Source organism: Pseudidiomarina sediminum DSM 21906 (assembly GCF_000423165.1).
Classification (GTDB): domain Bacteria; phylum Pseudomonadota; class Gammaproteobacteria; order Enterobacterales; family Alteromonadaceae; genus Pseudidiomarina; species Pseudidiomarina sediminum.
The window spans coordinates 742,171-767,250 of sequence record NZ_KE383983.1 but is presented as its reverse complement, the minus strand read 5'-3'; the positions used below and the strand labels follow the sequence as shown (position 1 = coordinate 767,250).

Sequence of the window (25,080 nt, the reverse complement as noted above, 5' to 3'; positions counted from 1 at the left end):
AGCCATTAGGATACCTCTCGATGACGGCGTGCAAGCCGTTGTTGGCGGTGCTGTTCCTGTTTAAATGCCCGCTCTAACTTTGTTCTGGCACGTAATCCTTGTACCGCAAGTACGCCGATGGCGAGAAAGCTCACGCCAAAGGACAACCATACATAAAAGCCATAGCCACCCATCTCAATGACCGCTTGCCAACTGTCAAACTGCATTACACAGCCTCCGTTTGCTTCGAGGTTTCACCAAGTTCAGCTTTCACCCACGGACGGTGTAGCTCTTGGCGCAAAATTTCATTACGCATCCGATGAAAAATTAATGCGGCGGCTAAGAATGCGAAGCCGAGTATGCAAGTTAATAACGGAAATAGCATACTGTTTGCCATCGGAGGTCGCTCAAACACGGTGAGTGTCGCGCCTTGATGCAGGGTGTTCCACCACTCTACCGAGTAGCGAATGATCGGAATATTAATCACCCCAACCAAAGCAAGAATGCCTGCCGCTTTCGCTCCTGTGCGGTTATCACTAAAGGCGTGATACAGCGCCAGCACACCGATATAAAGAAATAGCAAAATGAGTTGTGAGGTTAGGCGCGCATCCCACTCCCACCAAGTGCCCCACATGGGTTTCCCCCAAACAGCGCCGGTAAACAGGGCAATAAAAGTAAACACCGCACCCACAGGGGCGATTGCGGCTAAGGCCCAGTCCGCCATTTTCAACTGCCAAACACGGCCAATGAGTGCCGTAATTGCCAAGCCAACGTAGACGCTCATGGAGAACATAGCTGCCGGTACGTGAATAAAAATAATACGGTAACTGTCACCCTGCTGATAATCAGCCGGCGCAAACAGAATACCCCAAACCAAGCCACCACCTAAGATCAAGGCAGCTGCCCCAGCGACCCAAGGTAACCAACGGCCTAACAGGTGATAGACCACTTCAGGTTTTGCGTAAGGATGTAACCAACGCCACATGTTAATGCACACTCACTCGTATGGATGCCGCTACCGCAAACGGGGCAAGCAGCAAAGTTAATAAACTCAAACCGGCCAATAGTAACACTTGCGGCCATGCGTCTGTACCCACTAACGCGGCTTCGACCGCTCCGGTAGCAAAAATGAGCAGCGGAATAAATAGGGGTAACAGTAATAAACTCAATAGTGCGCCGCCCCGACCAAGGCTTACCGTCAAGGCAGCGCCAATTGCGGTCACAGCACTCAAAATAGGGGTTCCCACTGCCAGTGTGGCGATCAGTGCCAACCAGCCTTCCAGCGGTAACTTTAATAATAACGCGCACAAAGGCGCTAGGATCACCAAAGGCAAACCGCTTAGCAACCAATGCACCATGATTTTTGCGAAGGATAACAAGGCCAACGGCTGAGGTTGTAGGGTTAACTGCTCTAAAGTGCCATCAAGAAAATCTTCGCGAAACAAACGTTCAGAGCCAAGCAATGCCGACAAGAGTGCCGCGACCCAAATCACGCCGGCTGCCATGCGCCCCAGAATATCTGGTCCAGGACCTACCGCTAATGGGAACAAACTCACCACCATCAGCACAAACAGCAAAGGGTTTAGCACGTCACTGCGGCGCCGCATGACGACCATGAGATCGCGCTGCATCACTGTGCGCAGAGCTTGCCAATTCGAGGCTGGTTTCATAGTTCGCCTCCCTCGATGCGGAGGTGCTGCAATTGCGCCGACTGCCATGTCAGTGGTTGGTGTGAGGTCATAATAATAGCGCCACCTGCAGCGGTATGTTCAGCAAACCGCTGTTGCAATAATTGAATGCCACGCGTATCTAAAGAAGTGAAGGGCTCGTCAAGGATCCACAATGGAGCCTTGCTATACCATAAGCGCGTTAATGCAATGCGCCGTTGTTGACCTGCGGACAACTGACCTGCGGGCAAGTCCTCTAAGCCTAAGAGTCCGACGTGCTCCAGCAACTGCCAAGCGTCGACGTCATTCACACCGCCAAGTTGTGCTTGCAGACGCACATTTTCAAGTGCGGTTAACTCCGCTTTCACCGCGGCTTTGTGGCCCATAAACAAGGTGTACTGACGCCAATCTTCGGCGTGTTCGTTATGATCAGGAAAAAACTGGATGGTACCACTACGTAATTGCACCAGCCCTACTAATGAGCGTAATAGGGTTGATTTACCGGCACCGTTCTCGCCTTCCACGTGAAGTACCTCTCCAGCAGCGAGAGTGAAGGAAAGCTGTGAGAAAAGCACGCGACCAGCGCGCTGTGAAGCGAGTTGTTTGACTTCCAAAAGCGTCGTCATGATGGTTTCGTTAACTACCGAGGCAATCGCTAAAAAATTGCCTCGATAGTAACATAACTTCTTGGAAATCGGATCAGTTAATCCGTAACTCTATGTTCTGGATCACGTTTTCGTTAATTGACTGCACCGACACACTTGATGGGGTAAGTGTGGCGTTGCCAGAGGTATAACCAAAGGTCACAGATAAGCTTGTTCCTTCACGAATACCTGGGCAAGAATAGCTCGCTGTGGCGGTATTACCAATGGTCTGGAACTCACAGGTAACATTCGGCTCAGACGAATTAATCGTGAGATATCTAAAGTCGTTGGATTTACACGACTCCCACGAACCTGAGTTGCCTTTCACTTTATAGAATAAGCAATTCACTTCGCCGGTGACCGAATATAACGGCACGTCATCAGTGTCATCGTCATCGATGGTTACCAACATCGAGTTCGCGTAAGTCACGCCTTGCTCATATGGATGAATTGGCGCACTATCCAAGATACTGGCGTTGCCAGCTCCGACTTCCATGCTAATGGTCGCTGCCCCACCGAACAACGCTTGCAAACGCCCACGACTGTAGGTGCCATAGTAGTTGTTCTCAGGATCAACAATGGTTTCAATCGGCTCGCTAGTAACCGGTCCGGCATAGGTATTGCTCGACTCCCAGTCACCTAACAAGGTTAAGTTCACCTCGTACAAAGGTACTTTCGTCAGCCAGTCGGAGTCGCCAGCCGCAATGGCATCGCGAACCCTCTGTAAATGGCTAGTCGACATGGTATCGACATAAACGCCACGGCCAATCAACTGATACGCACCGGGCACCACTTCAATATCGCGGTTATTAGGTTGGGTTGGAACACTTTGACCCAGCACCGCTGCACGCACGACGTCGCGCACATAATCAGCATAGTTTTCATTGGTGGCGCTATTGACCAAGTATTGCGAGCTCATGACAGTGACGGCTTGCAAACGCCAGTCTGGGTAGGCCACATAATAGCCATCCACCCGCCGTAATCGGCACGACTCCTCATAAACGTCATCGATCCCAGCTTGTTGTAAGTAACCATTCACATTGGTGAAGTGTCGGTGGTCACCGCTTGGTAGACGCGAGAAAAAACCTTCTTGACGATAAACGGTGCCAGCCCGAACCATCTCCGTACTATCGTGATGGTCTCGACAGCAAATGGTGCAAAGTTCAGGTTGATTGGTATCCGCGGGCACGCCAACCATTTTGGTGGTGTTCTGTGAACCATTTGGATCAAGTACCAGGTGATCACCTTCAAGCACCAGACGTGCAGGGGTTTTCCCTTGGTCACTAATGCCTTGGAAACGGCACGAGCAGTTCACGGTAACAAAGTCTTCAATACGTTGCGTTTGGGTCGCTTCATCATAAGTGACCGTATCGAAGCGCACCTGCAATTTATCGCCACGGCGTTCGACTTCTGGTGCCGGCTTGGTGGTTTCTTTGACGAAATAGCTTTGCGCATCATCATCATCGGTCAGCTCTATCGCCACCACCTCTGGCGCCGCGCCAGGATTATACGTCACGGTAGGTTGTTGGCGGGTACTCGGTTGCGTCACCGCAAGGCCGCCGTCTCGTGCCTCAACACTATTTAACCAAGCTCCCATGGTTAAATCTTCAGCGGTTCCAGCTCGCTCGGTCCAGCTTACGGTAATGCCAACCGCTTTAGCATCTGGCTCAGGTGGCAAAGGCGATGGCACGCTCGCACTGCCCGCGGGAACCCAAGCGCCACTGACCAAGTACTGCCCGGTAATGGTCCATGCCAATTGATAGGTTTTCCCTTGTTTGATTTTCGTACTACTGCCAGCAGCCAGGCTGGCGTACGGGGTAAACCTCAGTTCTTCCAGTTTCTCTTGGGCAATTTCCATCGCGGCTACGCGTTCGGCAGCACGTGTCGATGACTGCAAAAATAACCGTTGCATACTGACCAAGCCTGCCACGCCCACCGCGATAATAATCAGAGCGACTAAGACTTCGACAAAGGTAAACCCTTTGTTTTGTTTGCGCTTAGAAGTCATGCCAACTTCCTCCTACCCGGTACAAACGACGAAACTCATCGTTCGTCACCACACTATTCGAAACGTCCGAACTATACCGCACGGTCAGGTTACCGTTGGATAATTTCGGATTTTGACTGGCAAGAATGGCCCCTTCGACATAGGCACCACCGTTTAAGGTAATTTCGAACTGTGGCATCGGTGACAGGTCAGGCGTAACAAATTGGAACACCATGCCATACAAGGTCACACTACCGTTCATTTTAAAATCACCGTCGTGCACCACAATCAGTGCTGGAGCTGTCGGCTGACCAACATTTCCGTTGGGCATATCGCAGTCACCATTGACCCAAATCAAACCTGTGGTTGAAGGCCCTAGCCCGTTGCAGTTATCGACTTCTTGATTTGCCAGCGCGCGTAAGTCTTGCCAGCTATCCTCCGGAATCCCAAAGAGGTAATCCAGCAAGTCATCGGGAAAATTCGGGTCGTTGTCTAAAATATCGATGCCATGCTCGCCACGCTCACTCAAGGTTTGTGAGCTACAGACCCCGGTGACAAATTCATACTGGCCACACGTTGTGCCAGCACCGTTAATATCAACATCATCACGGGTCCAAATCGACAAAGGTACGCCATCGCCACCACCGTTCGGATTGGCCACCACTTCAAAACTACCAGAAACATTAACACCGCCGCGAATCGCGAGCGGTACATTTGGGCCGCCCCGTACCAACGACATTACCACCAGCTCTTGCATTGCGCGCTGGGTCGCTGAACCATCTACCGAGCTGGCCACCACTTCAACTTCAACAACATCAACATTGCCACGCGCAGTATTCGGATAATTGACATGCGTAATGGTCGCCGTATATGCAGCGCCGCCAAGATCACCGGTAATGGTGCGGGTTAAATTACTTGGCTCTTCTTCTATACGCATGATGGTCTGCTCAAGCGCCGCATCGGCCACCATTCGTGCTTCTTGCATTGCCAGATGGTTACGCATGATACGCTGTTCTTGGGCTTTGAATCGTGCAGTATAGAGCGTAACCAAAATCACCACCGCCAATAATAAAATGGTAATGGTCACGGTCGCAAAACCGCGCGTTCGCGTGGCTCGTTGATTAAAACGCATTACGGATCACCACTTCTGTTGTCATTGTTCGCGTAATTTCGGCGTCACTTGGCATGGCAACTTGGAGCGCAATAGTTACGCGTTGCTCGTTGACTAAGCTCAACATCCGTTCGGTCAAAGTAAAATCTAAATCAGTGACCGTAATCATGCTGCTGGTAGTCAGGCTTTGCCACCCGCCAGAATCACAGCCTGCCGAACTTTGGCGACGCTGGAGCTGGCCATTGTTAAGGCGGTAGCCAAAGTTTTCACTGGCGCCATCATGCACGCCATCAGCATCAGCATCGTAGGCAAATAAAATGCAGCTATTCGCCTCTTCACCGGTCAACTGACCCAACACAACCGTATTGTTAAACGCGGTACTGGCGTTGGTCGGATCATAAATAAGCTTGGCTGCATCGCCACGGTAACCCGCGCGACGCAAATCGCTCACCATCAACTCCATAGCGGCAGTTGCTTCTTCATGTAACTGGCTCAATTTCAAACTTCTCGAGTTCACGCCAATGGTGTTCGCAAACACCGCGGTTAATGCCGCCATCAGCAATAACCCCAAGGTGATGGTGATCATCAACTCAACGATAGATAAGCCGTGTTGAGGTTTGTTTAGCATGCTGGATAATCTCCTACTTCACCCGACTGGCGACAATAGCGAATACGCCCCAGCGTACTGACGACCAAACGCACTTCCGCAAGTGTTGTATCGTCGTCCATCATCTTTAACGCAACGTGGCCATTATTGCCCATGGCCAAACCGCGCATACCATCAAAGCGAGTTGAGTCGGAGTCGGATGCAAAGCTCGGAGCCACTGCAATGTCGTTGTAATCATCGCTATGGATCTGACGCAGCACACCATTTATTGAGCAGTCATCTTCCATGCAATCGCAATTCTGATCATTGGTGACTGCGGCACACCAACTGCCGTCTTTACTATCCCACACCACAAAACGATTCTCGCCGGTGCGCAGCGCATCCGTGCGAGCATACTGTAACAACGCGTAGGTATCTTGCGCAGCGCCTTGTAACCGCATGGATTTCGCCAAGTTAAGCATCATCGGCACTCCCGCGCCAAGCACAATAGATAAAATGACCAGGGTTACCAGTAATTCTAGTAACGTGAAGCCACGATAGGCGCGAATAAAAGTTTGCGTGTAGGTTCTGCACATTGCTTAATGGCCGAAAATAGCGTATCTATTTAAGTGTAAGTGAGTCTTAACAGTGTAGTGTATAAACCCATATTTTACGACAAGGCAAACGAATGCAAGTGAAATTAAAATCTGCGGGTATGACGCTGATCGAAATCATGATTGTGATTGTCATCGTCGGTATCCTTGCCGGCGTCGCTTATCCCAACTTTGTCGATTACGTTCGTGAAGCGCGACGCGCTGACGCCATGGGACAGCTGCTGACGCTGCAAATGGCGCAAGAAGAGTATCGTCTAAAAAATGCGGCCTATGCCAACATTGCCACCTTGGGGATCACCCTGAGCAGTGATTATTATGACTTTAGCGTCACCAATATTGGTGCTGAAACCTACACCTTAACGGCGACTGCGAAGGGAACACAGGTGAACGATAGCGGCTGCACATCAATGACGCTGAATCAAAACGATCAAAAAGCACCTGCGGCATGTTGGGAGCGCTAAACACAGCGCTCCACAATAGTTAAAGCTCGACAACACGTAGTTCTGGCGGAATAGAGAAGGTAATATTCTCTTCCCGACCGCTACGCTCTTCCACCGTCTCACCGCCCCACGCCTGCAATTGTTTGATCACGTTTTGCACCAGAATTTCAGGCGCTGAGGCTCCTGCAGTAACCCCTACCCGTTCCACATTCTGCAGCCATTGTTGATCAATACAACTGGCATCGTCGATCAAATAAGCTGGCGTCGCCATTTTCTCAGCTAACTCACGCAAACGGTTTGAGTTGGAGCTATTCCGTGCGCCGACCACTAATAACAAGTCAACATCTGCCGCAAGATCACGCACCGCATCTTGGCGGTTTTGCGTGGCGTAACAGATATCGTCTTTACGCGGCCCTTGAATATCGGGGAATTTTTGTCGCAATGCGTCAATCACGTCCGCAGTATCATCTACAGACAAGGTCGTTTGACTCATGTAATGCAGCTGCTGCGGATTTTTTACTTCTAACTGAGCGACGTCGGCGACCGACTCCACTAGGTAAATGCCACCCTCACTGTTGGAATATTGCCCCATAGTGCCTTCCACTTCAGGGTGTCCAGCATGACCAATCAACACACACTCTTGGCCTTTGCGGCTAGCACGAGTCACTTCCATATGTACTTTGGTGACCAGCGGACAAGTCGCATCAAAAACTTTGAGACCGCGATCTTTCGCCTCTTGGCGGACCGCTTGCGAGACCCCGTGGGCAGAAAAGATGACAATACTATCGTCAGGAACTTCGTCCAATTCATCAACGAATACTGCACCAGCATCACGCAGAGAGTCCACGACATATTTGTTGTGTACAACCTCATGACGTACATAAATGGGTGGCTCAAAAATTTCTAACGCGCGCTCAACAATGGTAATGGCACGGTCCACACCGGCACAAAACCCTCGTGGGTTCGCCAGAACAATTTTCATTACGGATTCACCTCAATAATTTCGACGGCAAAACGGACATGCTGACCAGCCAAAGGATGATTAAAATCAATGGTCACAAACTGTTCGTTAATATTCCGAACGATGCCTGGTAACTCGCTGCCATCGGGCTGTGGAAAGGTAAAAATCTGCCCGACTTCCGGCCGCCCTTCAGTAAATTTAGTGGTTTCTACCTGATAAAAGTTATCTTTGTTGGGCTGACCAAAAGCGTCTTCCGGTGCCAATTCAAATTCGCGCGCTTCACCAGCTTTCATTCCGACCAAACAACTTTCAAAGTTTTCGGTCAGCGAGCCATCACCCATGCGAAACTTGGCCGGCTTACCTGACATCTTGGTGCTATCGGCAACTGACTCATCGGTCAATTTAATGGTGAAATGGAGGACGACCTCACGGCCGTGCTCAATCGCTAAACGACTAGTCATTACGATGCTCCTGACGCTGCTCAAAAAAGGCTTCTAACAACATCAACACCGCCCCAACCGTAATCGCCATATCGGCAACGTTGAAGGCAGGCCAGTGCCAGTTGTCTACGTACACATCAATAAAGTCAATGACGTAGCCGTAAATCAAACGATCAATCACATTTCCAATAGCACCCGCGAGGATCAACGAGAACGCAAAGTTTTGACGCCACAGCCCCACCGGATTGCGGCGCAGCCAGACCAATAAAATCACGCTCACCGCCAATGCTAGTAGGGTAAACATCCAACGTTGCCAGCCATCTTGATCACTCAAAAAACTAAACGCTGCACCGAAATTGCGGACATAGGTAAAGTTTAAGTACGGCATGATCTCGATACTTTCGTACAAGTCAAAAACCCGAATAACCCATTGTTTGGTCAGCTGATCCAATACAATAAGCACCAGCGAGAGCCACAGAAACTGTAACCCGCTGAGACGCTTATTTAAATCCACGTTAGCTTTAGGCAAAACGACGCTCCTCACCGTCACCATCAACGTTGCTCACGCAGCGCTGACACAAGGTTGGGTGGTCAGCGATACTGCCCACCTCTGGACGATGATGCCAGCACCGCTCACACTTCGTGTATGCGGTTTTCGCAACCGTGACCCATAACCCCTTCAATGCCGTTTCAGTCGCTCCTGCAGGTGCGGCGTCAACGCTTTCAACGCGAGCAGCTGAAGTAAGTAACACAAAACGCAGTTCGTCATCTAAGCTTTGCAGTTGTTTTGCTAACGCGCTGGTCGCAAACAAAGTCACCTCAGCCTGCAACGAACCGCCGATTTCATCATTGCGACGTGCTTGCTCAAGCGCTTGGTTCACTGCATCACGCACTTCGAGTAACTGCTGCCAGAAGGCATTATCACTGTCTGCCACTTGAATGCTGTCGGCGTCGCGATACCAGGTTTCGGTAAACACGTATTGCGCCCGCGCTTGTCCTTGTGCATCACGATTCGGTAACGCTGTCCACACTTCTTGTGCGGTGAAGCTACAAATCGGTGCTAACCAGCGCACCAACAATTCAGCGATATGATACAGCGCGGTCTGACACGAACGTTGCGCAACACAGTCACGTTTCGCGGTGTACTGACGGTCTTTGATCACATCTAAGTAGAAACTACCTAACTCAATCGAGCAGAAGTGCATCAACTTTTGCACCACCACGTGGAATTGATAGTTGTCATAGGCTTCAAGCAGTTCACTTTGCAGTGCCACAGCTCGTGCCACAATCCAACGATCCATAGCGACCATGTCATCACTGGCGACAGCATGCTCAGCAGGATCAAAGGCGTTGATATTAGCCAGCAAGAAGCGCGCGGTATTGCGCAAGCGACGATAGCTATCAGCTGAACGCTTCAGAATCTCATCAGAGACCGTCATTTCGCCCGAGTAATCGGTCGCCGCGACCCATAACCGCAGAATATCGCCACCAAGCTTATTCATCACTTCTTGCGGTGCGATCACGTTACCAATCGACTTAGACATCTTGCGTCCTTGTCCATCAACGGTAAAGCCGTGCGTGACCACTTGCTTATAAGGAGCTTGGTCGTACATCGCAACGCCCGTCAGCAACGACGATTGGAACCAACCACGGTGTTGATCCGAACCTTCAAGGTACAAATCAGCAGGCCACTGCAGACCAGGCGTTTGATTCAGCACGGCTTCATGGGTCACCCCAGAATCAAACCAAACATCAAGTGTATCGGTGACTTTGCGGTAGTCTTTCGCTTCGTCACCAAGCAGTTCTTCAGGTTCAATGTCAAACCAAGCTTGAATACCCTCTTGCTCAACGCGCTTCGCCACTTCTTCAAGCAACTCAAGTGAACGTGGATGCAAGGAATCGTCATCACGACGGACAAACAAGGCGATCGGGTTCCCCCACGTACGCTGCCGTGAAATACACCAATCAGGGCGACCATCAACCATACTCTCGATACGGCTTTGCCCCCACTCAGGTACCCAACGCACTTGCTTAATTTGTTCTAAGGCTTTGCTTCGTAGGCCCTGCTTATCCATGCTGATAAACCATTGTGGTGTCGCACGGAAAATAATTGGCGTTTTGTGACGCCAACAATGCGGATACGAGTGGTTATAGGCTTCATGGTGGACCAAATGGCCCGCGTCTTTAATGGCTTCAACGATGGCATCGTTGGCCTTCATCACGTGCTGCCCTGCAAACATTGGCGTGTCGTCTTTATAAACACCATTGTCACCAACCGGGTTATAGACTTCTAGGCCATAGCGTTGGCCGACCAAGAAATCGTCAACACCATGACCTGGTGCGGTGTGTACACAGCCCGTACCTGAATCGGTGGTAACGTGCTCACCTAAGACAAAAGGAACCTGTACGTCGGCGAACAGCGGGTGTTGCAGCTGCATGTTGTCTAACGCTGCACCTTTGGCGAAACCAAGTTTGTGATAACTATCAATCCCCCAACGCGCCATCGCTGATTCAACCAATTCATCGGCCAAAATCAAGCGCTGTGCAGAACGCTCTTCAGTTGCTTCAATCTGCACCAAGGCATATTCAAGTGCCGGGTGCACCGCCACCGCGCGGTTGGCCGGAATCGTCCAAGGTGTCGTGGTCCAAATGACGGTACTAACGGGGCCTTCACCGGCATGGTCTTGCGGGTGATCAAACGCAGCAACAACCTGCGCTTCATCTACCGCAGTGAAACTCACATCAATCGCCGGCGAGCGCTTGTCTTGGTATTCAACTTCCGCTTCAGCCAATGCTGAACCACAATCCGTACACCAGTGCACAGGTTTAAAACCTTGTTGCAAGTGACCTTTTTCGATGATTTTGCCAAGCGCACGAATACTATCGGCTTCTTGTTTCGGGTTCATCGTCAGGTACGGATTGTCCCAGTCACCGAACACGCCCAAACGCTTAAAGCCTTCACGCTGCTCATTGACTTGCGTCATCGCATAGTCACGACACTTTTGGCGAAACTCGGCAACTGACAATTTTTTGCCCGGCTTGCCATGCTTTTTCTCGACTTGCAGCTCAATCGGTAGACCATGACAGTCCCAACCCGGCACATAAGGTGCATCGAAGTCGCTTAAGGTTTTCGCCTTGACGATAACGTCTTTCAAGATTTTGTTGACCGCGTGACCAATATGAATTTGACCGTTCGCATACGGAGGGCCATCGTGCAAAATAAACACTGGCTTACCGGCTTTCGCTACCCGCACTTTGCCGTATACGTCATCGGCATACCACTGTTGCAACATCTGCGGCTCGCGTTGCGCGAGATTACCACGCATCGGAAACTCAGTTTCCGGTAAGTTCAGCGTGTGTTTGTAGTCGGTCATTATTTGGTTCCTTTATTCGGGCTTTTGCGCTGCCCCATGGTTCATCTAAAAACGTTATTCGTTATTCGTTATTGGTTATTCGACACTACGACTAACGAGTAACGTCTTGGCGGTTATCGCGTCTTGTTCGATTTGCAGTTTTAGCTCCGCGAACGCACTGAACTTGCGCTCTGCACGGATAAAGTGCGTTGGTATTACTTTAAGCTGTTGCCCATACAAATCACCGGCATAATCGAACACATGCACTTCAAGTTGCACCTGTTCGCCATGCACTGTCGGTTTGCGTCCAATATTAGCAACACCTGCATGCATTTTGCCATCATTGCGAACAACCTGCACTGCAAATACACCCTGCAACGGCGAATGCAGTCGCTTTAACTGAATATTGGCGGTTGGAAACCCAATGGTGCGGCCTTTTTTGGCACCGTGCACCACGCGTCCTTGCAGCGCATAGGGCCGCCCTAACATGGTTTCAGCTAGGGCAAAGTCGCCTTGCTGTAGCGCTTCGCGAATCGCGGTGCTGCTGACCCGTTGCTGCTGCTGGCGATAGCTGTGGGTGTCGACCACGGCAAAACCCAGCTCCTTACCTGCCCGTACCAGCATTGCAAAGTCGCCCTCGCGGCCATGGCCAAATCGAAAATCATCACCCACCACCAAAAACTCGACGCCAAGCTGCTCGACTAAAACGCGTTCAATAAACTCACGCGCAGGTAGATTGGCGAACTTTTGGTTAAATTCAATCACGAGGTGACGATCGATGCCTTGCGCTCGCAAGGCCAGGTGCTTTTCACGCAGATTGGTCAATCGCGCAGGTGCACGCGCTGGCTGAAACAATTCTTGCGGTTGTGGCTCAAACGTCATCACAGTGGCAGCAACGCCACGCGCAGCCGCTTGCGCCTTCACTTGCGCCAGTACGGCTTGATGCCCTAAATGCACACCATCAAAATTGCCGATGGTTAATACACAACCACGGTGCTTAGGACGAATATTGTGAATACCACGAATGAGTTGCATAGTTCTACAGCGACGAAGCGCAGGTCCAATCGTTCAAGAAAGCCGCGATTATAACAGGGTCACCGCAGCCTCACCAGCAGCACAGGGTTAGTGTTTTAACGGTACCCGTAACATCAGGATTGCTGCGCCATAGGTCAAAGCCCCCGCTCCGATCAGCAGGCTAAGTTCTTGCACACGCGCCATAAAATCGACGTCTAGCCACCAAGAGCGTTGCGGCGCTAACCAGAGCACCACCGCAATCATCGCCACCACAGCTAAGGTTACTTTCAACAGATAAGTGAGCGTTCCAGGATAACGTTTTAGCACGCCGTCACGCCACAAGTTATAACCGAGCAGCGACGCATTTAACAATGCCGACAGTGAGGTCGCAATCGCTAGCCCAACATAACCAAAGGGAATCGCGAAAATAACGTTAAACACCATATTGGAAACCATCGCGATAATGCCGTACTTCACTGGTCGTTTGGTGTCTTGGCGGGAATAAAATCCTGTCGCGAGTACTTTCACCAGCATAAAGCTAAGTAACCCTGAACCATAGGCAAATAAACTATACGAGGCCAAGCGCGCATCTTCTGGGCTAAACTCACCGCGCATAAACAAGACCATCAGCATCGGCTCAGCAAGCACAATCAGCCCGGCCATCGCTGGTAACCCAAGTAACACCACCTTACGAATGCCCCAGTCCAGCGTTCGGCTAAATGCATCTGTAGACTGATCAACATGACGGGACGATAAAGCAGGTAAAATGACAGTGGCAATGGCAATACCAAATAACCCCAGCGGGAATTCCAATAACCGGTCGGAGTAATACAACCAACTGATCGAGCCCGAAACTAAAAACGACGCAATAAAAGTGTCCAGTAGTAAGTTGATTTGGCTCACTGAGACGCCAAATAAGGCCGGAATCATAAGTTTCCGTATCTTGGTCACTCCAGGGTCATTCCAGCCCCACTGCGGGCGAACCAGCAAGCCTGCGCGCTTCATAAAAGGGATCTGGAACAAGAATTGAATCAAACCACCGGCAAATACCCCCCAAGCTAAAGCATATTCGGGCTGCTCTAACTGTGGGCCTAACCATAATGCGAAGCCAATGATCGCAATATTCAAAAAGACGGGCGTGAATGCCGCGACGGCAAATTTACCTAGAGTGTTAAGCACCGCCCCAGCAAGTGCAGTGAACGTAATGAACCACAAATAAGGAAAGGTAATCCGCAATAAGTCTGAGGCCAAAACAAACTTATCGCCTTGCGGTCCGTCATGATACCAATCTAAAAACCAACCGGTACCGAACAAGGCCGCTACAACCGGCGAGGCCACCACGCCAATGAGCGTAACAATGGTCACTAGGGTGCCTAAGGTGCCGGAGACACGCGCAATCAACAACCGTTGCGCATCAATGTCTTTCCCTTGACGATACTCTGTCAGTACTGGCACAAAGGCCTGCGCAAAAGCACCTTCCGCAAACAGGCGACGCAAGAAATTTGGAATCTTATTGGCAAAGAAGAAGACGTCTGCTGCGGCACCTGCGCCCATCAAGTTCGCAATCACAACATCGCGTACCAAGCCTAATACGCGGGAAATAAAGGTCATGGCGCTGACAATAAGGCCAGATTTTGCGAGTGATTTGGACAAAGGTACCTCTGGTTGCTGGTTGCTAGTTGCTGGTTGCTAGTTGCTAGTTGCTAGTTGCTAGTTGCTGGTTACTGGTTACTGGTTACTGGTTACTGGTTCAGCTTGTTGCTTTATTCGATAGTTTACACTTCTAATCAGACCATTCAGCAACTTATACGTCTCATTTGTAACGTTTACCGAATCCTGACAAATGTACCCCAGTCGTTGACTCAAATCGAGTTGCGTTTTCAGCTCTGTGATAGAGCCTCTAGCTATATAGTAAAAGCGCAATTGTTCCTTTAGTGAATGTCGCTCGGCCCCCTCAGCGACATTGCTGGAGACAGAGACAGCCGCTCGGCGCATTTGGCTCACTAAACCAAACCGCTCTATGCGGGGAAAACCTGTGGTGATGCGATAAACTACCACACATAGTCCCATAGCACTTTGATAAACTTTTAAGTCTTGATACATTGTAAAGCGTCCTTGCTTTGGCCGGTAATAACCTAAACTATGGAGTATAGTCGACTGTAACAAGCAACCGACAACAAGCAGCAAACAACAAATCGATGCTTGACTTTCAGTCAGAAAACAGGCATATTCCCCGCCCTATTAAACCAATGCATACAGATAACGAATTTTAGGAGTTCACCTTGGCTAACATTAAGTCTGCGAAAAAGCGTGCGGTACAAGCGGAAAAGAACCGTCGCCACAACGCGAGCCGTCGCTCAATGATGCGTACCCAGTTGAAAAAAGTAATTGCTGCTATTGATGCGGGCGATAAAGCGGCTGCTCAGCAGGCATTTACTGGCCTTCAACCTCTCCTTGATCGCTACGCGACCAAAGGTCTTATCGGTAAAAACAAAGCTGCTCGTCATAAGAGCCGCTTGAACGCTAAGATCAACGCGCTTTAATAGCGGTTGGTTGCGTTTCAGTCCGTCTAGAAATAGGCCGTGACTGCCGTAAAAGATTAAAAAATCCGTAGTCAGTGTAAACTGATTGCGGATTTTTTTATGCAGGTCCCCGTAGCTCAGCTGGATAGAGCAGCCCCCTCCTAAGGGGCAGGTCGCAGGTTCGACTCCTGCCGGGGACGCCATTGCGCCCCCTTTAATCAGCGTCTAGCTCTCACTCAACGTTGCAACTGCTCGATTAAAATCTCCCAGTTCGCTCATCACATCGGTTAACGCGGCACGCTCCACGTCACTCAAATAAGGGTTCCAAATATCGGCCAGTAAGACGATACGAGTCGAGTCACTGCGGTTCCAGGCTTCATGCAGATAGGTATCATCAAAGGCGAACGCGCGGTTGTCCTGCCAAGTAATTTCCATGATATTTGGTAAATTCAACGCACACCCCGTTGGAATCGAAAGCCCCAAATGCAACACCGAGCGCAAATTTGTAACACCTCGATGCGGAAGAATATGGGCACCAGGACGCAAAATTGAAAAGCAGACCTCCGGCGAATGCTTCGGAATCCGACAAAGAGGTAGGCGCTCAAGTGCCGACGCAGTATACGGACAGGTTGTAAGGTGATCTTCGAAACGTTCACCATGACGATAAAAGAAATAAGCATCCCAATCACCACCTTCAGTAAGCATATCCTCGCCTTCCTCATGTTGAAAGCGAGGAAACTCCTGAGCCACAGAAAGCACCTGAGCTAATTCTTCTTGTATACCCGCTGAGGCCGCCTCATATTCCTCTAAAAACGGCATACTTTCACGCGGAAATTGCGGCGCGACAGGAAGGTCTGGCACATAAAAATACTTCGGCAACTGTCGATCGTCGGTGTGCTCCACTGCTGTTTCCCCGGTATACATCTGCACACTTTTCAGCACTCGTTGAATAGCGCTAGCGCCATATTTTTGTTTTAACTGCTCTTGCCAGCGCTGCCCCATAGCCAATCGCTCACGATGGGCGACGGTCAAAGCATGCTGCACAAAAGGGCGACACCACGGCGCAGTAGACGCGTCATTGAGCCAAAATCCTAAACTTTGCGCGCCATTAATCGCTCTTATGTAATTGTGTACAGCGGATTGTATATTACCTTTCATTTCATCAAAACGCGCAACTACAAGCCTTGTCGTAAAGGCATTGGGGTATTGCGCTACGAGCGTTTGCAATTGGGCATGCTTCGCTTCACTGTCACAGAAGCGTTGTAGTACTTGGCCGAGTTGTTGGTGGTAGACAGCCCGTTGCGGCGCCTTTGCCAATAACTGTTCAAGAACTTCAATGGCCCGATACAGATCGGGTTGCTCAGCCGCCATTTTGAGCTGGTGCTCAAGTAGAGCTATCTCTTGGTTATTTTTTTGCATAAGGCTTATCCCAAGCTTCTGAATGAATCCACTTTGCGCCACGACCAAAAATTGGTTGTTGTTGATGTAACGACTGCAAATTAAAGTCACGGTGTAAAAAAAGTGACGTCGTTGAGGTATGACACTCTCCGGGTTTAAAGCCTGTCATATCGACTTGGATTAGATCGGCGTTGCGTAACTGCGCCGCAGTGTTCGGATGCCAGTCAGCGTTGTCGAGAATAATCATTCCGCCTTTAGCTAAACGTTTGAGCGCAGCGGTCGCGCAATCGTAACGGTAACCGGCACTATCGACAACAATCACGTCAAAGCATTCCTCTGTCTCCTCAATAGTCCACGGAAATGCATCGCCTCCGCGAAAGATCAAATGCACATTTTCCGCGAGTTTTTCCTCAAGCTGCGCAACCCACTGTGCATTGTTTTCGACACTGGTGACCGATTTTGCTCGCGCCGCCCAAAAATGGGTCGAACCTCCGGCCCCGTATTCAAATACCGAACTCTGACGAAAGTCGAGTTGACTCAAATACTCTATCGCAGGATAGGTAAACAATGGTAATGGAGAACCATCTTGCGCTTGCGCTTCGCCGATTTCCACCGAGCGAATAAAACCGTAGTCATGGCGCAAAATATGTGTCAACGCCGCTAAGAACATCTCAGACTTTGGCATCTCTACGGCCTGTGGATGCCGCTTTAGACGATCGTTTTTACTCTGTTCGGCACTAAAGGCTCCCCAAAACATAGTGCTGTACTCCTTTATTATTATTTTTCTGGTACCAAATCGAACGCTACGGTGACCCGATACGCATCATCTGCGAAAGGGACCGTGCCATGCCACATCATGGATGGAAATAATACCACCATACCAGCTTGTGGCTTGACGATATAGTCAGGTTCATCACGATAACTGTGACCTAGTTCAGCCTGACCAAACTTGATCCAACCATGGCCCTCACGGTTCACGGCTTTGGGAATAGACACGTAAAAGCAGCCGCTGATCCAACCTTCGCTATGATAGTGATTACGATGGAAGCCCGAGCGGTTTAAGCGCACCGACCAAGCACCACTGTATCGAAATTTAGCTTGTTTACGTGATAAAAACGGATGTTCAACATCATCAGGAAGGTTAGCAATATATTCCCGCACAGCGCCCGATATCATTTGTTTAAGCTGCTGCACGCTGGCATCGTTTTGCATAAATAATTGGCCGTCGGTTTGCGTGCCGCTACGCAACGATTGGTTCAGCGGGTGTTGCTTCTGGACATGTTGCTGCTCCAGTACAGCTAAAAGCTGTTGATTAAAACTGGACAGCTCCCCACTTTGACTTGTGCTCAACTCATAGGCGCGGACAAAGCGATCGAAGTCATACAAGCGCCTGTAGGTTTTATTGTCCCCACAGGCTTTCAATGCAGTCGCATACATAGCCCACCAGCCTTGGTGCTCGGGGTTGAGTTCCAGCAAACGCTCAGCATAACGGCGTGCTTGCTCGGGACGTTGCGCCGCCAGCGCCGTTGTGAATAACTCATTAATCACTTCTTGATGTGCTGGATTCAGCACATGCGCACGTTCCAAAAATTCACGCGCCGCATCAATCTCACCGGTTTCACGAGCAAGATAACCAGCCAACAATAACGTCGGCAATTCCGGGTTTTGTTCATTCAACAATAATGCCAACTCGTCTTTTGCTTCAGTATAAGCTTCCGCTTTCAACAAACGGTTCACATAAGCAATACGCAATGCTTTCGCGTTAGGCATCTGTGATAGTTGTTGGCGATACTCACGCAGCCAGTCTTGGTCGCCACTGAGCCACCGAATATCCGACAGTGTCTCATATAGACCCAAATCTTGGGGATGCAATTTAATGGCGGACTTAAGGTCGACAATGGCTTCTTGCACTTGCTTACAAGCGAAATAACAGAGCGCACGGCTCCGCAAGTACGCAACGTCATGCGCCTCTGGTTGTCGTAGTAATAACTCTAAACCACGCTCGGCGTCACCGAGTAACCGCGCGGCATCTGCCGCGGCAATGCGCGCCCGTATATGCTTCGGTTGTTGAAATACGATTTCACGAAAGGCCTCCTCAGCAGCTTGTAAATCATGCGCATGCCAATACAAAAGACCAAGGTTAAAGCGTGCTTCAACAAAGTTAGGTTGCCAACTAAGTGCTTGTTCAAAAGAGCGGCGAGCCTCTTCATTACGCTTTAATTGGCGCAACAAGTTTCCGTAATTACTTAATACTTCAGCTTGATTTGGCGCCAATTTTAAGCATTTTTTGAATGACGCTTCGCTCTCCTCCAACTGCCCTAACTTACGCTGCGTAAGGGCTAACACGTGCCAAACTGCAGGTTGGCGCGGCAGCACCTTACTAAGCTCCGTGAGCAAATGAAGTGCTGGAGCAAACTGCCCACGTTGATAATAGGCGACAGCCTGCTGAAAGCGTTGTTGCGCGGTCACAATGTCCTCGCTTGTTATTATTATTTATACTTGAGGAAAAAAAAAAGCCAGCTTCATGCTGGCTTTTTATTCGATTGATGTCAACGATTAGAAGCGCATGTTCATGCGAACATACCAATATGCACCCGATAGATCATAAGAGGTTGCAATTGTGTTCATATCATCATCGTTTGTTACGTAAGGAGGTTTACGGTCAAACATATTGCGGATACCAGCAGACAAAGTTGTCGCTTCAGACAGACTAAAGCTACCTTGCAGGTCATGGTAAACCGCTGAACCAGCGTAGTAACTACCACCGTCATCTTTTACGCCGTTAAGATCTTCTGTACCCTGCATGTAACGAGCAGTGTACGTGAAGTCCCAATCATTAAACGCATAGTTTGCGGTGAAGTTCGTACGTAATTTAGAGAATGCAGCAGGGTTACCTTCCCATTGGTCAGCAGCAAAATAACCCGCATATTGGGTTTTTTCTGCACCAGGAGATGAGATGAAGCTATAATCATCAAGGTAAGTACCGTCTAAACGTAACTTCAATAGACCGGTGCCAACCTCTGTTGACCAGTTAATATCAAAGTCATAACCCGCTGTCTCAAATACTGATAAGTTGGCTAAGCTTGCAACAATACCTGCAACCGAACCAAGGTTATCACGGTTAGGAGCAGTTGAGTTGTAAGCTGGACGGCCCATCTCTTCAGCACCAAGGATCAAGTCACATAGTGGGCTACTAAAATCAACGCTGTAATAACAGCCATTCACGATAGTGTTGGTATCAACTGAGCCCACACCGTCTTGAATTTCAATGTTAAAGTAATCAACCGATACGCTGAAGTTTTCGATGAACTCTGGTGAGTACACAAAACCAACAGTCATGCTTTCTGACTCTTCTGGTCCAAGGTCTGGGTTACCACCAACAAGTGATGCAGACTGGTTAGATGCGAGCTGGAAGTCACCTGGAAGGCCTTCAGAAGCACAGTTATCACGTAGCGCTTGGCTAGGATCATCTTGCCAATTATCACACGGTTCGTTATACGGCAAGTTAGATTCTTGCTGAGGTGCATAAAGTTCGGTAATACTCGGAGCACGGAAGCCATCTGCGTAGGTACCACGGATGAGCAAACCTTCAAAAGGAGTGTACTCTAGGCCAAACTTTTTGTTGATTGATGCATCTAAGAAATCGTAATTAGAGCTACGGAATGCAGCTGCCAAACGAAGATCTTCAACGCCAGGTAAGTCGGCCAATAATGGAACGTCAAACTCAACATAAGCTTCTGTCACATCGTACTGACCTTCAGTTTTCTCACCGGCAACCGAGTAAATTTGGCCAATAAGTGCTGCGCCATCAGGCTGATACAGATAGTCTTCCCAACGTTTTTCGACACCTGCCGCCCAAGCGATCGGTCCTGCTGGAAGCCCAAAACCGCCTAAATCACCAGAAATGTTAGCCATAAACTGCTTAGTTTGGCCACGAACAACCGGTGAATTTGGTAAAAACGCATAGTCCATCATTTCTTGCGTAAGCGTACCAGGGGCGAACGGATTCCATACTTCTGGGCAAGCTTCGTCAGCATCACACAACGCTGGGTCGGTCAAGTTCAAGAAACGTTGTGCGTTTGCACGACCGTAATCAACGCGAGTGTCGACAAATCGAGTGTAGTTGTACGAAACGTCCCATGACCAGCCATTGTCGAAGTAACCTTCAAACCCGGCGACCATACGATAGTCGTTTAAATCCTGAGTAAATGCACGACCGCCTGACTCTTTCAAACGACGGTTAATGTAGAGGTCTTCACCTACAGGGTTGTAAGGATTATCTGCTGGTACAAATTGTCCCCAGAAGGTACCTTCTGCGCCCATGAGCTGGTCAGATTGACGATTTGCAAAACCACCTTCCAAGAACATTGTTGTGTTGTTCGTTAGGTCATAGGTTGCAGAACCGTTGATCGTGAATACTTCCTGAGGAGTAACCATGTAACTAACAGCTGCATAGTTAAAGCCATCGGTAGCAGTATTGAAAGGGCGAATCTCACCTGTTTTCGGATCGACGACATAACCTTTGTAGTTATCCGAAACGGTTGACCAAGTACCCATCTCACTAGTACCTGAACCACCGCAGAATACACCACCTTCACCATCATCAAACAATGGACACGCTGAGAAGTCACGGTCACCCTGCCAGATTGAGTTACGGTTCGTGTACTCTAGAGCCAATACGACATTGCCACGAGAGCTAGACGTACCAATCGTTGCTGCAACACGCGTTTGCTCACCGTCACCTTCACCCGTCAAATCGTATTGAGCGGTAACTTCAGCCCCTTCAAAATCACGCTTGGTGATAAAGTTCACAACCCCAGCAATCGCGTCAGAGCCATACATTGAAGATGCACCATCACGAAGTACTTCAATGCGCTCAACGTACGCCATTGGAATTGAGTTCATATCGCTAAATGCGGTACGACGGCCGTTGACCAATAATAAAGTACGACCAGAGCCCAAACCACGTAATGACACGGTAGCACTACCGTTACTACCGTTGTTGACGTTTGAACCTTGTGCCGCACCGTTCACAGACGGAAGTGACTGAACGAATTTTTCAAGCGTTGGAAAACCAGACGCTTCGATTTCTGCTGCAGTGAATACAGAGATAGGACTAGCAGACTCCATATCCGTACGTTTGATACGAGAGCCTGTTACTTGAATGCGCTCTTGCGCTTCATCATCGGCACCGTCAGCCGACTGATCTTGCGCAACGGCTGTACCAGTCATCGCTAAAGACGCGCCACCAAACATCAACGCTAAGCGGATCGACTTAGTTAATTTGTTATTAGTATACATATTTTCTCCCTGGATCACTTAAAGTGATATCTATTTAAAACAAGCACTTGTATGCATCAAATGCAAGTTATTGACTTATCAAAAACCGCACAAATCGCACGTTTTTTAACAGGTCATGACCCGATACTAATCAAAAAAAAGCAAATGGGCAACACAGGGAAGACGAATTTTCACGTCAGAAACGCAAATTCGCGACCAAAAAAGCAGCAGTTAGTTCATTTATGACAAAATAATAAAGTTACCGTCTTGATTCTGTCATAGTGTTATGCGCAATAAAAAAGGGACCCGAAGATCCCTTTTGAACGCCTTTAAGCGTACTTGTATGCTTAAAAATCTTGTTGGAAACGTACGTATAACACCCGTCCGTAACCATCGTAAAGTTCAAAGTTGTAGTCACGACCACTATATTCAACCAAAGCAGGCACTTTTTCGAATACGTTTTGAACACCGACGGTAAAACGGCTGTTCCACGGTGAGTTATAGCTCGCCTGGATATCATGTGTTACATAAGTACCAATGTGTCCGAGCTGCTCGCCTTCAATTGTTTCCTCAGACGTTGAACCAATCATGTTTAGGCTGTAACCAAAATTCATGTCACCTAAGTTATATGAATTTGACCAAGTAGCACGTTGACGTGGACGACCGATATCTTCAATCAGATCACGACCACCATCAACACTAAAGTCAAAGGTGTGGCTCAATTGCAACTTCGACATCAAGGTACCAGCAGCACCAAAGTCAAAACGCGCTGTAGCTTTGATATCCAAACCTGAGGTTTCAAAACTTCCGTCATTTCCATAACCAGCAATAATTTCAGTAATAGCTCCGTTATTATCACGTGTCACCGAGAGCCCTTCAGGAATCGGGTCGCCCGCAAGTTCCGCGTCGATCAGATACTGAGCAGTAAATTGACGAATACGGTTCTCGATATCGATGCTGTAATAATCGACAGTAACGTTCACGTTATCGGTAACGTCGTACGAAAGTCCAGTCGAGATCTGTGTTGAATCTTCCGGTTGCAAATCAGGGTTTGCTTTAAAGTAGCTATCAACTTGACACGATTCTTCTGGGTCACCTGCCAATACAGCACAGGTAGCCGCGTCAGTCACAGATGACGCTGAGTATGAAGTTTTTTGCGTCAAAATATCTAACGTTGGCGCACGGAAACCTTCACCCCATGAGCCACGCCACACAAGGCCATCAGCCAACTGCCAGCGGAAGCTTGCTTTAGGAGCAAACGCACCACCGAAATCAGAGTAGCGGTCATAACGCCCCGCGAAGTTCAACTCAAAATCAGCAGAAACAGGAACCAACATTTCAAAGAATGCTGCATTAACCGTACGGCCACCGCCCGCAGAGTTACCAGCAGAGCCTCCTACGAGTCCAGCTTCTGACTGCGAGTCATATTTATCGTTGTAATTTTCTTTGCGATGCTCAAAGCCAACGAATGCAGCGATCATGCCTGCATCAGTATCTAGGATGTCAAACGACGTGTTCGCAAAATATTCGTCGATATTGAAATCAGAGATACGCGATGTGGTTACCACGCCAGCAGATAAGACTTCTTCTGGGTTCGCACTTGGACTTTGTAAGTCATAGCCAAAGCGACATTCAGCCGGGTCGAAGGTGCCATCAGCACAATAGCCAGGGTTGAAGTCAAGCACGTTCTTCCATGCTGTATTCGCAGCCAAATAACCATCGCCAATTTGCGTACTATTATTACGCGCACGACGCCAGCCAAACTCTACTTCTTGATTCCCTACGAAGCCATTAAAACCAAACACGAAATCTTTGTTTTTATTGGTCACAGTGCGGTCACGATTGCCCATAGCCGCAAAGCGGTGACGAATTTCAACCGGTACATTTGGACCAACCAAGTCATAATCAAAGGCAACCGCGTTCGGGTTGTTTGGATCATAGAACCAAGCATTTGGGTTAGTTGGGTTGTTGTAGCTATCCGCCGCAACTTCATCCAAACCAGGGTAACGGCCGTTGCGGTCCGGGGCCGGTGCGTAGCGGCCAAATGACTCGGTTTCTGAAATATTTGCGTTCGCAAAAATTGACCAGTCATTGTTCAGCTGATGAGTCGCTTTTAAGAATAACGCTTCGTTCTGCGAAGAAGCTTCGTTCGCGTTGGTTGCGTTAAAGTTATACTGGCATCGCGGCTGACCAGAAATAATTGATTCTGAGAAGTTCGCGTCATTACAGCCACCCGGAATACCGATCAGCGGAGGTTTGTTTGGAATGAGTTCACCAGTTTCTTCATCAACTTTGTCGCTCATGCCCCAGTGATTGTTTGGGTTATAAAGCGCTTGCCAGTTATTCGCTGAGCTTGATGAGCCAGGCGTTACCCATGGAAAGTCACGTTCGTAAACAATTTCACGTTTGTTCCATGAAACACCACCTAATAATTGGGTTTCTGATGAAGAAGAACCAAACAGCACACTACCTTGTTCACGGTCACCGCCGTCGTTCGGCACACTGACTGAACCTTGGCCTAAGGTGACTTGTGCACCATTGTAATCTTTACGAGTGATCACGTTGATCACACCACCGATAGCATCTGACCCGTAAATAGCTGATGCACCGTCGGTCAAAATCTCAATACGCTCAACCGCACCAATTGGAATTGAGTTCATATCTTGCGTCGCACCAGTTGAAGGCGACATTGTTAAGCGACGACCATCTACCAACACAAGTGTGCGTGATGCGCCAAGTCCACGCATATTTACGGTGGACACGCCTTGTGCTGAAGAGCCAGATTCAGGGCGTGCAGAACCCGCGGAGTTAAATGACGTATCACGCAACAAGTCAGAAACGGTCATATCACCCGACATGTCAATAGTGTCACGGTCGATAACGGTAACTGGTAAGTCGCCTTCTAAATCCGTACGTTTGATACGTGAACCTGTCACCTGAATACGCTCTTGCGCGGGACTTGTATCCACTTTGTCTTCTGCCGAAACGTCTTGTGCTGAGGCAACGCCAGTCATTGCAAGTGACGCACCACCAAACATGAATGCTAAGCGAATCGACTTAGTCAACTTATTATTAGTATACATA

General features: G+C 49.1%; 22 protein-coding genes, 1 tRNA gene and 1 pseudogene. 3 read left to right on the top strand and 21 right to left on the bottom strand.

Annotated features, from left to right (window positions below):
- Positions 1–5 precede the first annotated feature (5 nt).
- The 9 genes and pseudogenes from ccmD to G535_RS14395 all read right to left on the bottom strand — a co-directional run.
- Entirely contained in the window at positions 6–206 is a 201-nt protein-coding gene (ccmD, locus tag G535_RS0108825) for a heme exporter protein CcmD (protein WP_026861733.1), read from the bottom strand.
- Positions 206–964: a heme ABC transporter permease gene (locus G535_RS0108820; protein WP_026861732.1), complete on the bottom strand. Its 759-nt coding sequence runs from the start codon at positions 962–964 to the stop codon at positions 206–208. Before G535_RS0108820 ends, ccmD begins: the two co-directional genes overlap by 1 nt.
- A gap of 1 nt (position 965) precedes the next feature.
- Positions 966–1,649 (bottom strand): heme exporter protein CcmB, encoded by a 684-nt coding sequence (gene ccmB, locus G535_RS0108815; RefSeq protein ID WP_026861731.1) that lies wholly within the window; start codon positions 1,647–1,649, stop codon positions 966–968.
- The gene (ccmA, locus tag G535_RS0108810; RefSeq protein WP_026861730.1) at positions 1,646–2,272 is read right to left on the bottom strand and encodes a cytochrome c biogenesis heme-transporting ATPase CcmA; all 627 of its coding nucleotides are present in this window, start codon (positions 2,270–2,272) and stop codon (positions 1,646–1,648) included. The genes ccmB and ccmA overlap by 4 nt, the downstream gene beginning before the upstream one ends.
- A gap of 73 nt (positions 2,273–2,345) precedes the next feature.
- Positions 2,346–4,298, bottom strand: coding sequence for a type IV pilus modification PilV family protein (locus tag G535_RS0108805; protein ID WP_026861729.1), 1,953 nt, complete (start codon positions 4,296–4,298; stop codon positions 2,346–2,348).
- Complete coding sequence (locus G535_RS0108800; RefSeq protein WP_026861728.1) at positions 4,288–5,409, bottom strand: pilus assembly PilX N-terminal domain-containing protein; 1,122 nt, start codon at positions 5,407–5,409, stop codon at positions 4,288–4,290. Before G535_RS0108800 ends, G535_RS0108805 begins: the two co-directional genes overlap by 11 nt.
- A complete protein-coding gene (locus tag G535_RS13330; protein WP_051207101.1) occupies positions 5,399–6,016 on the bottom strand; it encodes a prepilin-type N-terminal cleavage/methylation domain-containing protein in 618 nt (205 codons plus the stop codon). The genes G535_RS0108800 and G535_RS13330 overlap by 11 nt, the downstream gene beginning before the upstream one ends.
- Complete coding sequence (locus G535_RS0108790; protein WP_198678985.1) at positions 6,010–6,459, bottom strand: GspH/FimT family pseudopilin; 450 nt, start codon at positions 6,457–6,459, stop codon at positions 6,010–6,012. Before G535_RS0108790 ends, G535_RS13330 begins: the two co-directional genes overlap by 7 nt.
- 12 nt (positions 6,460–6,471) lie before the next feature.
- Positions 6,472–6,570: pseudogene (locus tag G535_RS14395) on the bottom strand (prepilin-type N-terminal cleavage/methylation domain-containing protein); the annotation flags it as partial.
- A gap of 92 nt (positions 6,571–6,662) precedes the next feature.
- Between G535_RS14395 and G535_RS0108785 the strand changes: the two are divergent.
- Complete coding sequence (locus tag G535_RS0108785; protein WP_051207099.1) at positions 6,663–7,049, top strand: type IV pilin protein; 387 nt, start codon at positions 6,663–6,665, stop codon at positions 7,047–7,049.
- Positions 7,050–7,068: 19 nt separating this feature from the next.
- Here G535_RS0108785 and ispH read toward each other — a convergent pair whose 3' ends face one another.
- The 7 genes from ispH to G535_RS13325 form a co-directional block, all read right to left on the bottom strand.
- Positions 7,069–8,010, bottom strand: coding sequence for a 4-hydroxy-3-methylbut-2-enyl diphosphate reductase (ispH, locus tag G535_RS0108780; RefSeq protein WP_026861725.1), 942 nt, complete (start codon positions 8,008–8,010; stop codon positions 7,069–7,071).
- Positions 8,010–8,450: an FKBP-type peptidyl-prolyl cis-trans isomerase gene (gene fkpB, locus G535_RS0108775; protein ID WP_026861724.1), complete on the bottom strand. Its 441-nt coding sequence runs from the start codon at positions 8,448–8,450 to the stop codon at positions 8,010–8,012. The genes ispH and fkpB overlap by 1 nt, the downstream gene beginning before the upstream one ends.
- Positions 8,443–8,943 (bottom strand): signal peptidase II, encoded by a 501-nt coding sequence (lspA, locus tag G535_RS0108770; RefSeq protein WP_026861723.1) that lies wholly within the window; start codon positions 8,941–8,943, stop codon positions 8,443–8,445. The genes fkpB and lspA overlap by 8 nt, the downstream gene beginning before the upstream one ends.
- 7 nt (positions 8,944–8,950) lie before the next feature.
- Positions 8,951–11,803 (bottom strand): isoleucine--tRNA ligase, encoded by a 2,853-nt coding sequence (gene ileS, locus G535_RS0108765; protein WP_026861722.1) that lies wholly within the window; start codon positions 11,801–11,803, stop codon positions 8,951–8,953.
- 75 nt (positions 11,804–11,878) lie between these two features.
- On the bottom strand, positions 11,879–12,817 hold the full coding sequence (gene ribF / locus G535_RS0108760; RefSeq protein ID WP_026861721.1) for a bifunctional riboflavin kinase/FAD synthetase: 939 nt from the start codon (positions 12,815–12,817) through the stop codon (positions 11,879–11,881).
- Positions 12,818–12,904: 87 nt separating this feature from the next.
- Positions 12,905–14,449, bottom strand: coding sequence for a murein biosynthesis integral membrane protein MurJ (murJ, locus tag G535_RS0108755; protein WP_026861720.1), 1,545 nt, complete (start codon positions 14,447–14,449; stop codon positions 12,905–12,907).
- Between the two features lie 75 nt (positions 14,450–14,524).
- A complete protein-coding gene (locus G535_RS13325; RefSeq protein WP_034727942.1) occupies positions 14,525–14,899 on the bottom strand; it encodes a four helix bundle protein in 375 nt (124 codons plus the stop codon).
- A 179-nt stretch (positions 14,900–15,078) separates the two neighbouring features.
- Between G535_RS13325 and rpsT the strand changes: the two genes are divergently transcribed.
- Positions 15,079–15,339: a 30S ribosomal protein S20 gene (rpsT, locus tag G535_RS0108745; protein WP_026861719.1), complete on the top strand. Its 261-nt coding sequence runs from the start codon at positions 15,079–15,081 to the stop codon at positions 15,337–15,339.
- A gap of 105 nt (positions 15,340–15,444) precedes the next feature.
- Positions 15,445–15,521 (top strand) — tRNA-Arg (locus G535_RS0108740).
- 22 nt (positions 15,522–15,543) lie between these two features.
- Here the strand turns inward: G535_RS0108740 and G535_RS13320 are convergent.
- From G535_RS13320 to G535_RS0108715, 5 genes are all read right to left on the bottom strand, one after another.
- The gene (locus G535_RS13320) at positions 15,544–16,737 is read right to left on the bottom strand and encodes an aspartyl/asparaginyl beta-hydroxylase domain-containing protein (RefSeq protein ID WP_051207096.1); all 1,194 of its coding nucleotides are present in this window, start codon (positions 16,735–16,737) and stop codon (positions 15,544–15,546) included.
- Entirely contained in the window at positions 16,724–17,473 is a 750-nt protein-coding gene (locus tag G535_RS13315; RefSeq protein WP_051207094.1) for an O-methyltransferase, read from the bottom strand. The genes G535_RS13320 and G535_RS13315 overlap by 14 nt, the downstream gene beginning before the upstream one ends.
- A 20-nt stretch (positions 17,474–17,493) precedes the next feature.
- The gene (locus G535_RS13910) at positions 17,494–19,185 is read right to left on the bottom strand and encodes a tetratricopeptide repeat protein (protein ID WP_051207092.1); all 1,692 of its coding nucleotides are present in this window, start codon (positions 19,183–19,185) and stop codon (positions 17,494–17,496) included.
- A gap of 87 nt (positions 19,186–19,272) precedes the next feature.
- Positions 19,273–22,017 carry a TonB-dependent receptor domain-containing protein gene (locus G535_RS14365; protein WP_026861718.1) on the bottom strand — a complete coding sequence of 915 codons (2,745 nt, stop codon included), beginning with the start codon at positions 22,015–22,017 and terminating at the stop codon, positions 19,273–19,275.
- A 326-nt stretch (positions 22,018–22,343) separates the two neighbouring features.
- On the bottom strand, positions 22,344–25,079 hold the full coding sequence (locus G535_RS0108715; protein WP_026861717.1) for a TonB-dependent receptor plug domain-containing protein: 2,736 nt from the start codon (positions 25,077–25,079) through the stop codon (positions 22,344–22,346).
- Between the last annotated feature and the right edge of the window lies 1 nt (position 25,080).

What these genes read in the sequence shown, in the direction of transcription:
- G535_RS13330 (WP_051207101.1), bottom strand. Translation starts at nt 6,016, where the DNA reads ATGCTAAACAAACCTCAACACGGCTTATCTATCGTTGAGTTGATGATC.
- ileS (WP_026861722.1), bottom strand. Translation starts at nt 11,803, where the DNA reads ATGACCGACTACAAACACACGCTGAACTTACCGGAAACTGAGTTTCCG.
- G535_RS0108805 (WP_026861729.1), bottom strand. Translation starts at nt 4,298, where the DNA reads ATGACTTCTAAGCGCAAACAAAACAAAGGGTTTACCTTTGTCGAAGTC.
- fkpB (WP_026861724.1), bottom strand. Translation starts at nt 8,450, where the DNA reads ATGACTAGTCGTTTAGCGATTGAGCACGGCCGTGAGGTCGTCCTCCAT.
- ccmA (WP_026861730.1), bottom strand. Translation starts at nt 2,272, where the DNA reads ATGACGACGCTTTTGGAAGTCAAACAACTCGCTTCACAGCGCGCTGGT.
- G535_RS13320 (WP_051207096.1), bottom strand. Translation starts at nt 16,737, where the DNA reads ATGCAAAAAAATAACCAAGAGATAGCTCTACTTGAGCACCAGCTCAAA.
- G535_RS0108790 (WP_198678985.1), bottom strand. Translation starts at nt 6,459, where the DNA reads ATGATGCTTAACTTGGCGAAATCCATGCGGTTACAAGGCGCTGCGCAA.
- G535_RS13325 (WP_034727942.1), bottom strand. Translation starts at nt 14,899, where the DNA reads ATGTATCAAGACTTAAAAGTTTATCAAAGTGCTATGGGACTATGTGTG.
- ispH (WP_026861725.1), bottom strand. Translation starts at nt 8,010, where the DNA reads ATGAAAATTGTTCTGGCGAACCCACGAGGGTTTTGTGCCGGTGTGGAC.
- ccmD (WP_026861733.1), bottom strand. Translation starts at nt 206, where the DNA reads ATGCAGTTTGACAGTTGGCAAGCGGTCATTGAGATGGGTGGCTATGGC.
- ccmB (WP_026861731.1), bottom strand. Translation starts at nt 1,649, where the DNA reads ATGAAACCAGCCTCGAATTGGCAAGCTCTGCGCACAGTGATGCAGCGC.
- ribF (WP_026861721.1), bottom strand. Translation starts at nt 12,817, where the DNA reads ATGCAACTCATTCGTGGTATTCACAATATTCGTCCTAAGCACCGTGGT.
- G535_RS0108715 (WP_026861717.1), bottom strand. Translation starts at nt 25,079, where the DNA reads ATGTATACTAATAATAAGTTGACTAAGTCGATTCGCTTAGCATTCATG.
- G535_RS14365 (WP_026861718.1), bottom strand. Translation starts at nt 22,017, where the DNA reads ATGTATACTAATAACAAATTAACTAAGTCGATCCGCTTAGCGTTGATG.
- G535_RS0108785 (WP_051207099.1), top strand. Translation starts at nt 6,663, where the DNA reads ATGCAAGTGAAATTAAAATCTGCGGGTATGACGCTGATCGAAATCATG.
- G535_RS13315 (WP_051207094.1), bottom strand. Translation starts at nt 17,473, where the DNA reads ATGTTTTGGGGAGCCTTTAGTGCCGAACAGAGTAAAAACGATCGTCTA.
- G535_RS0108800 (WP_026861728.1), bottom strand. Translation starts at nt 5,409, where the DNA reads ATGCGTTTTAATCAACGAGCCACGCGAACGCGCGGTTTTGCGACCGTG.
- G535_RS0108820 (WP_026861732.1), bottom strand. Translation starts at nt 964, where the DNA reads ATGTGGCGTTGGTTACATCCTTACGCAAAACCTGAAGTGGTCTATCAC.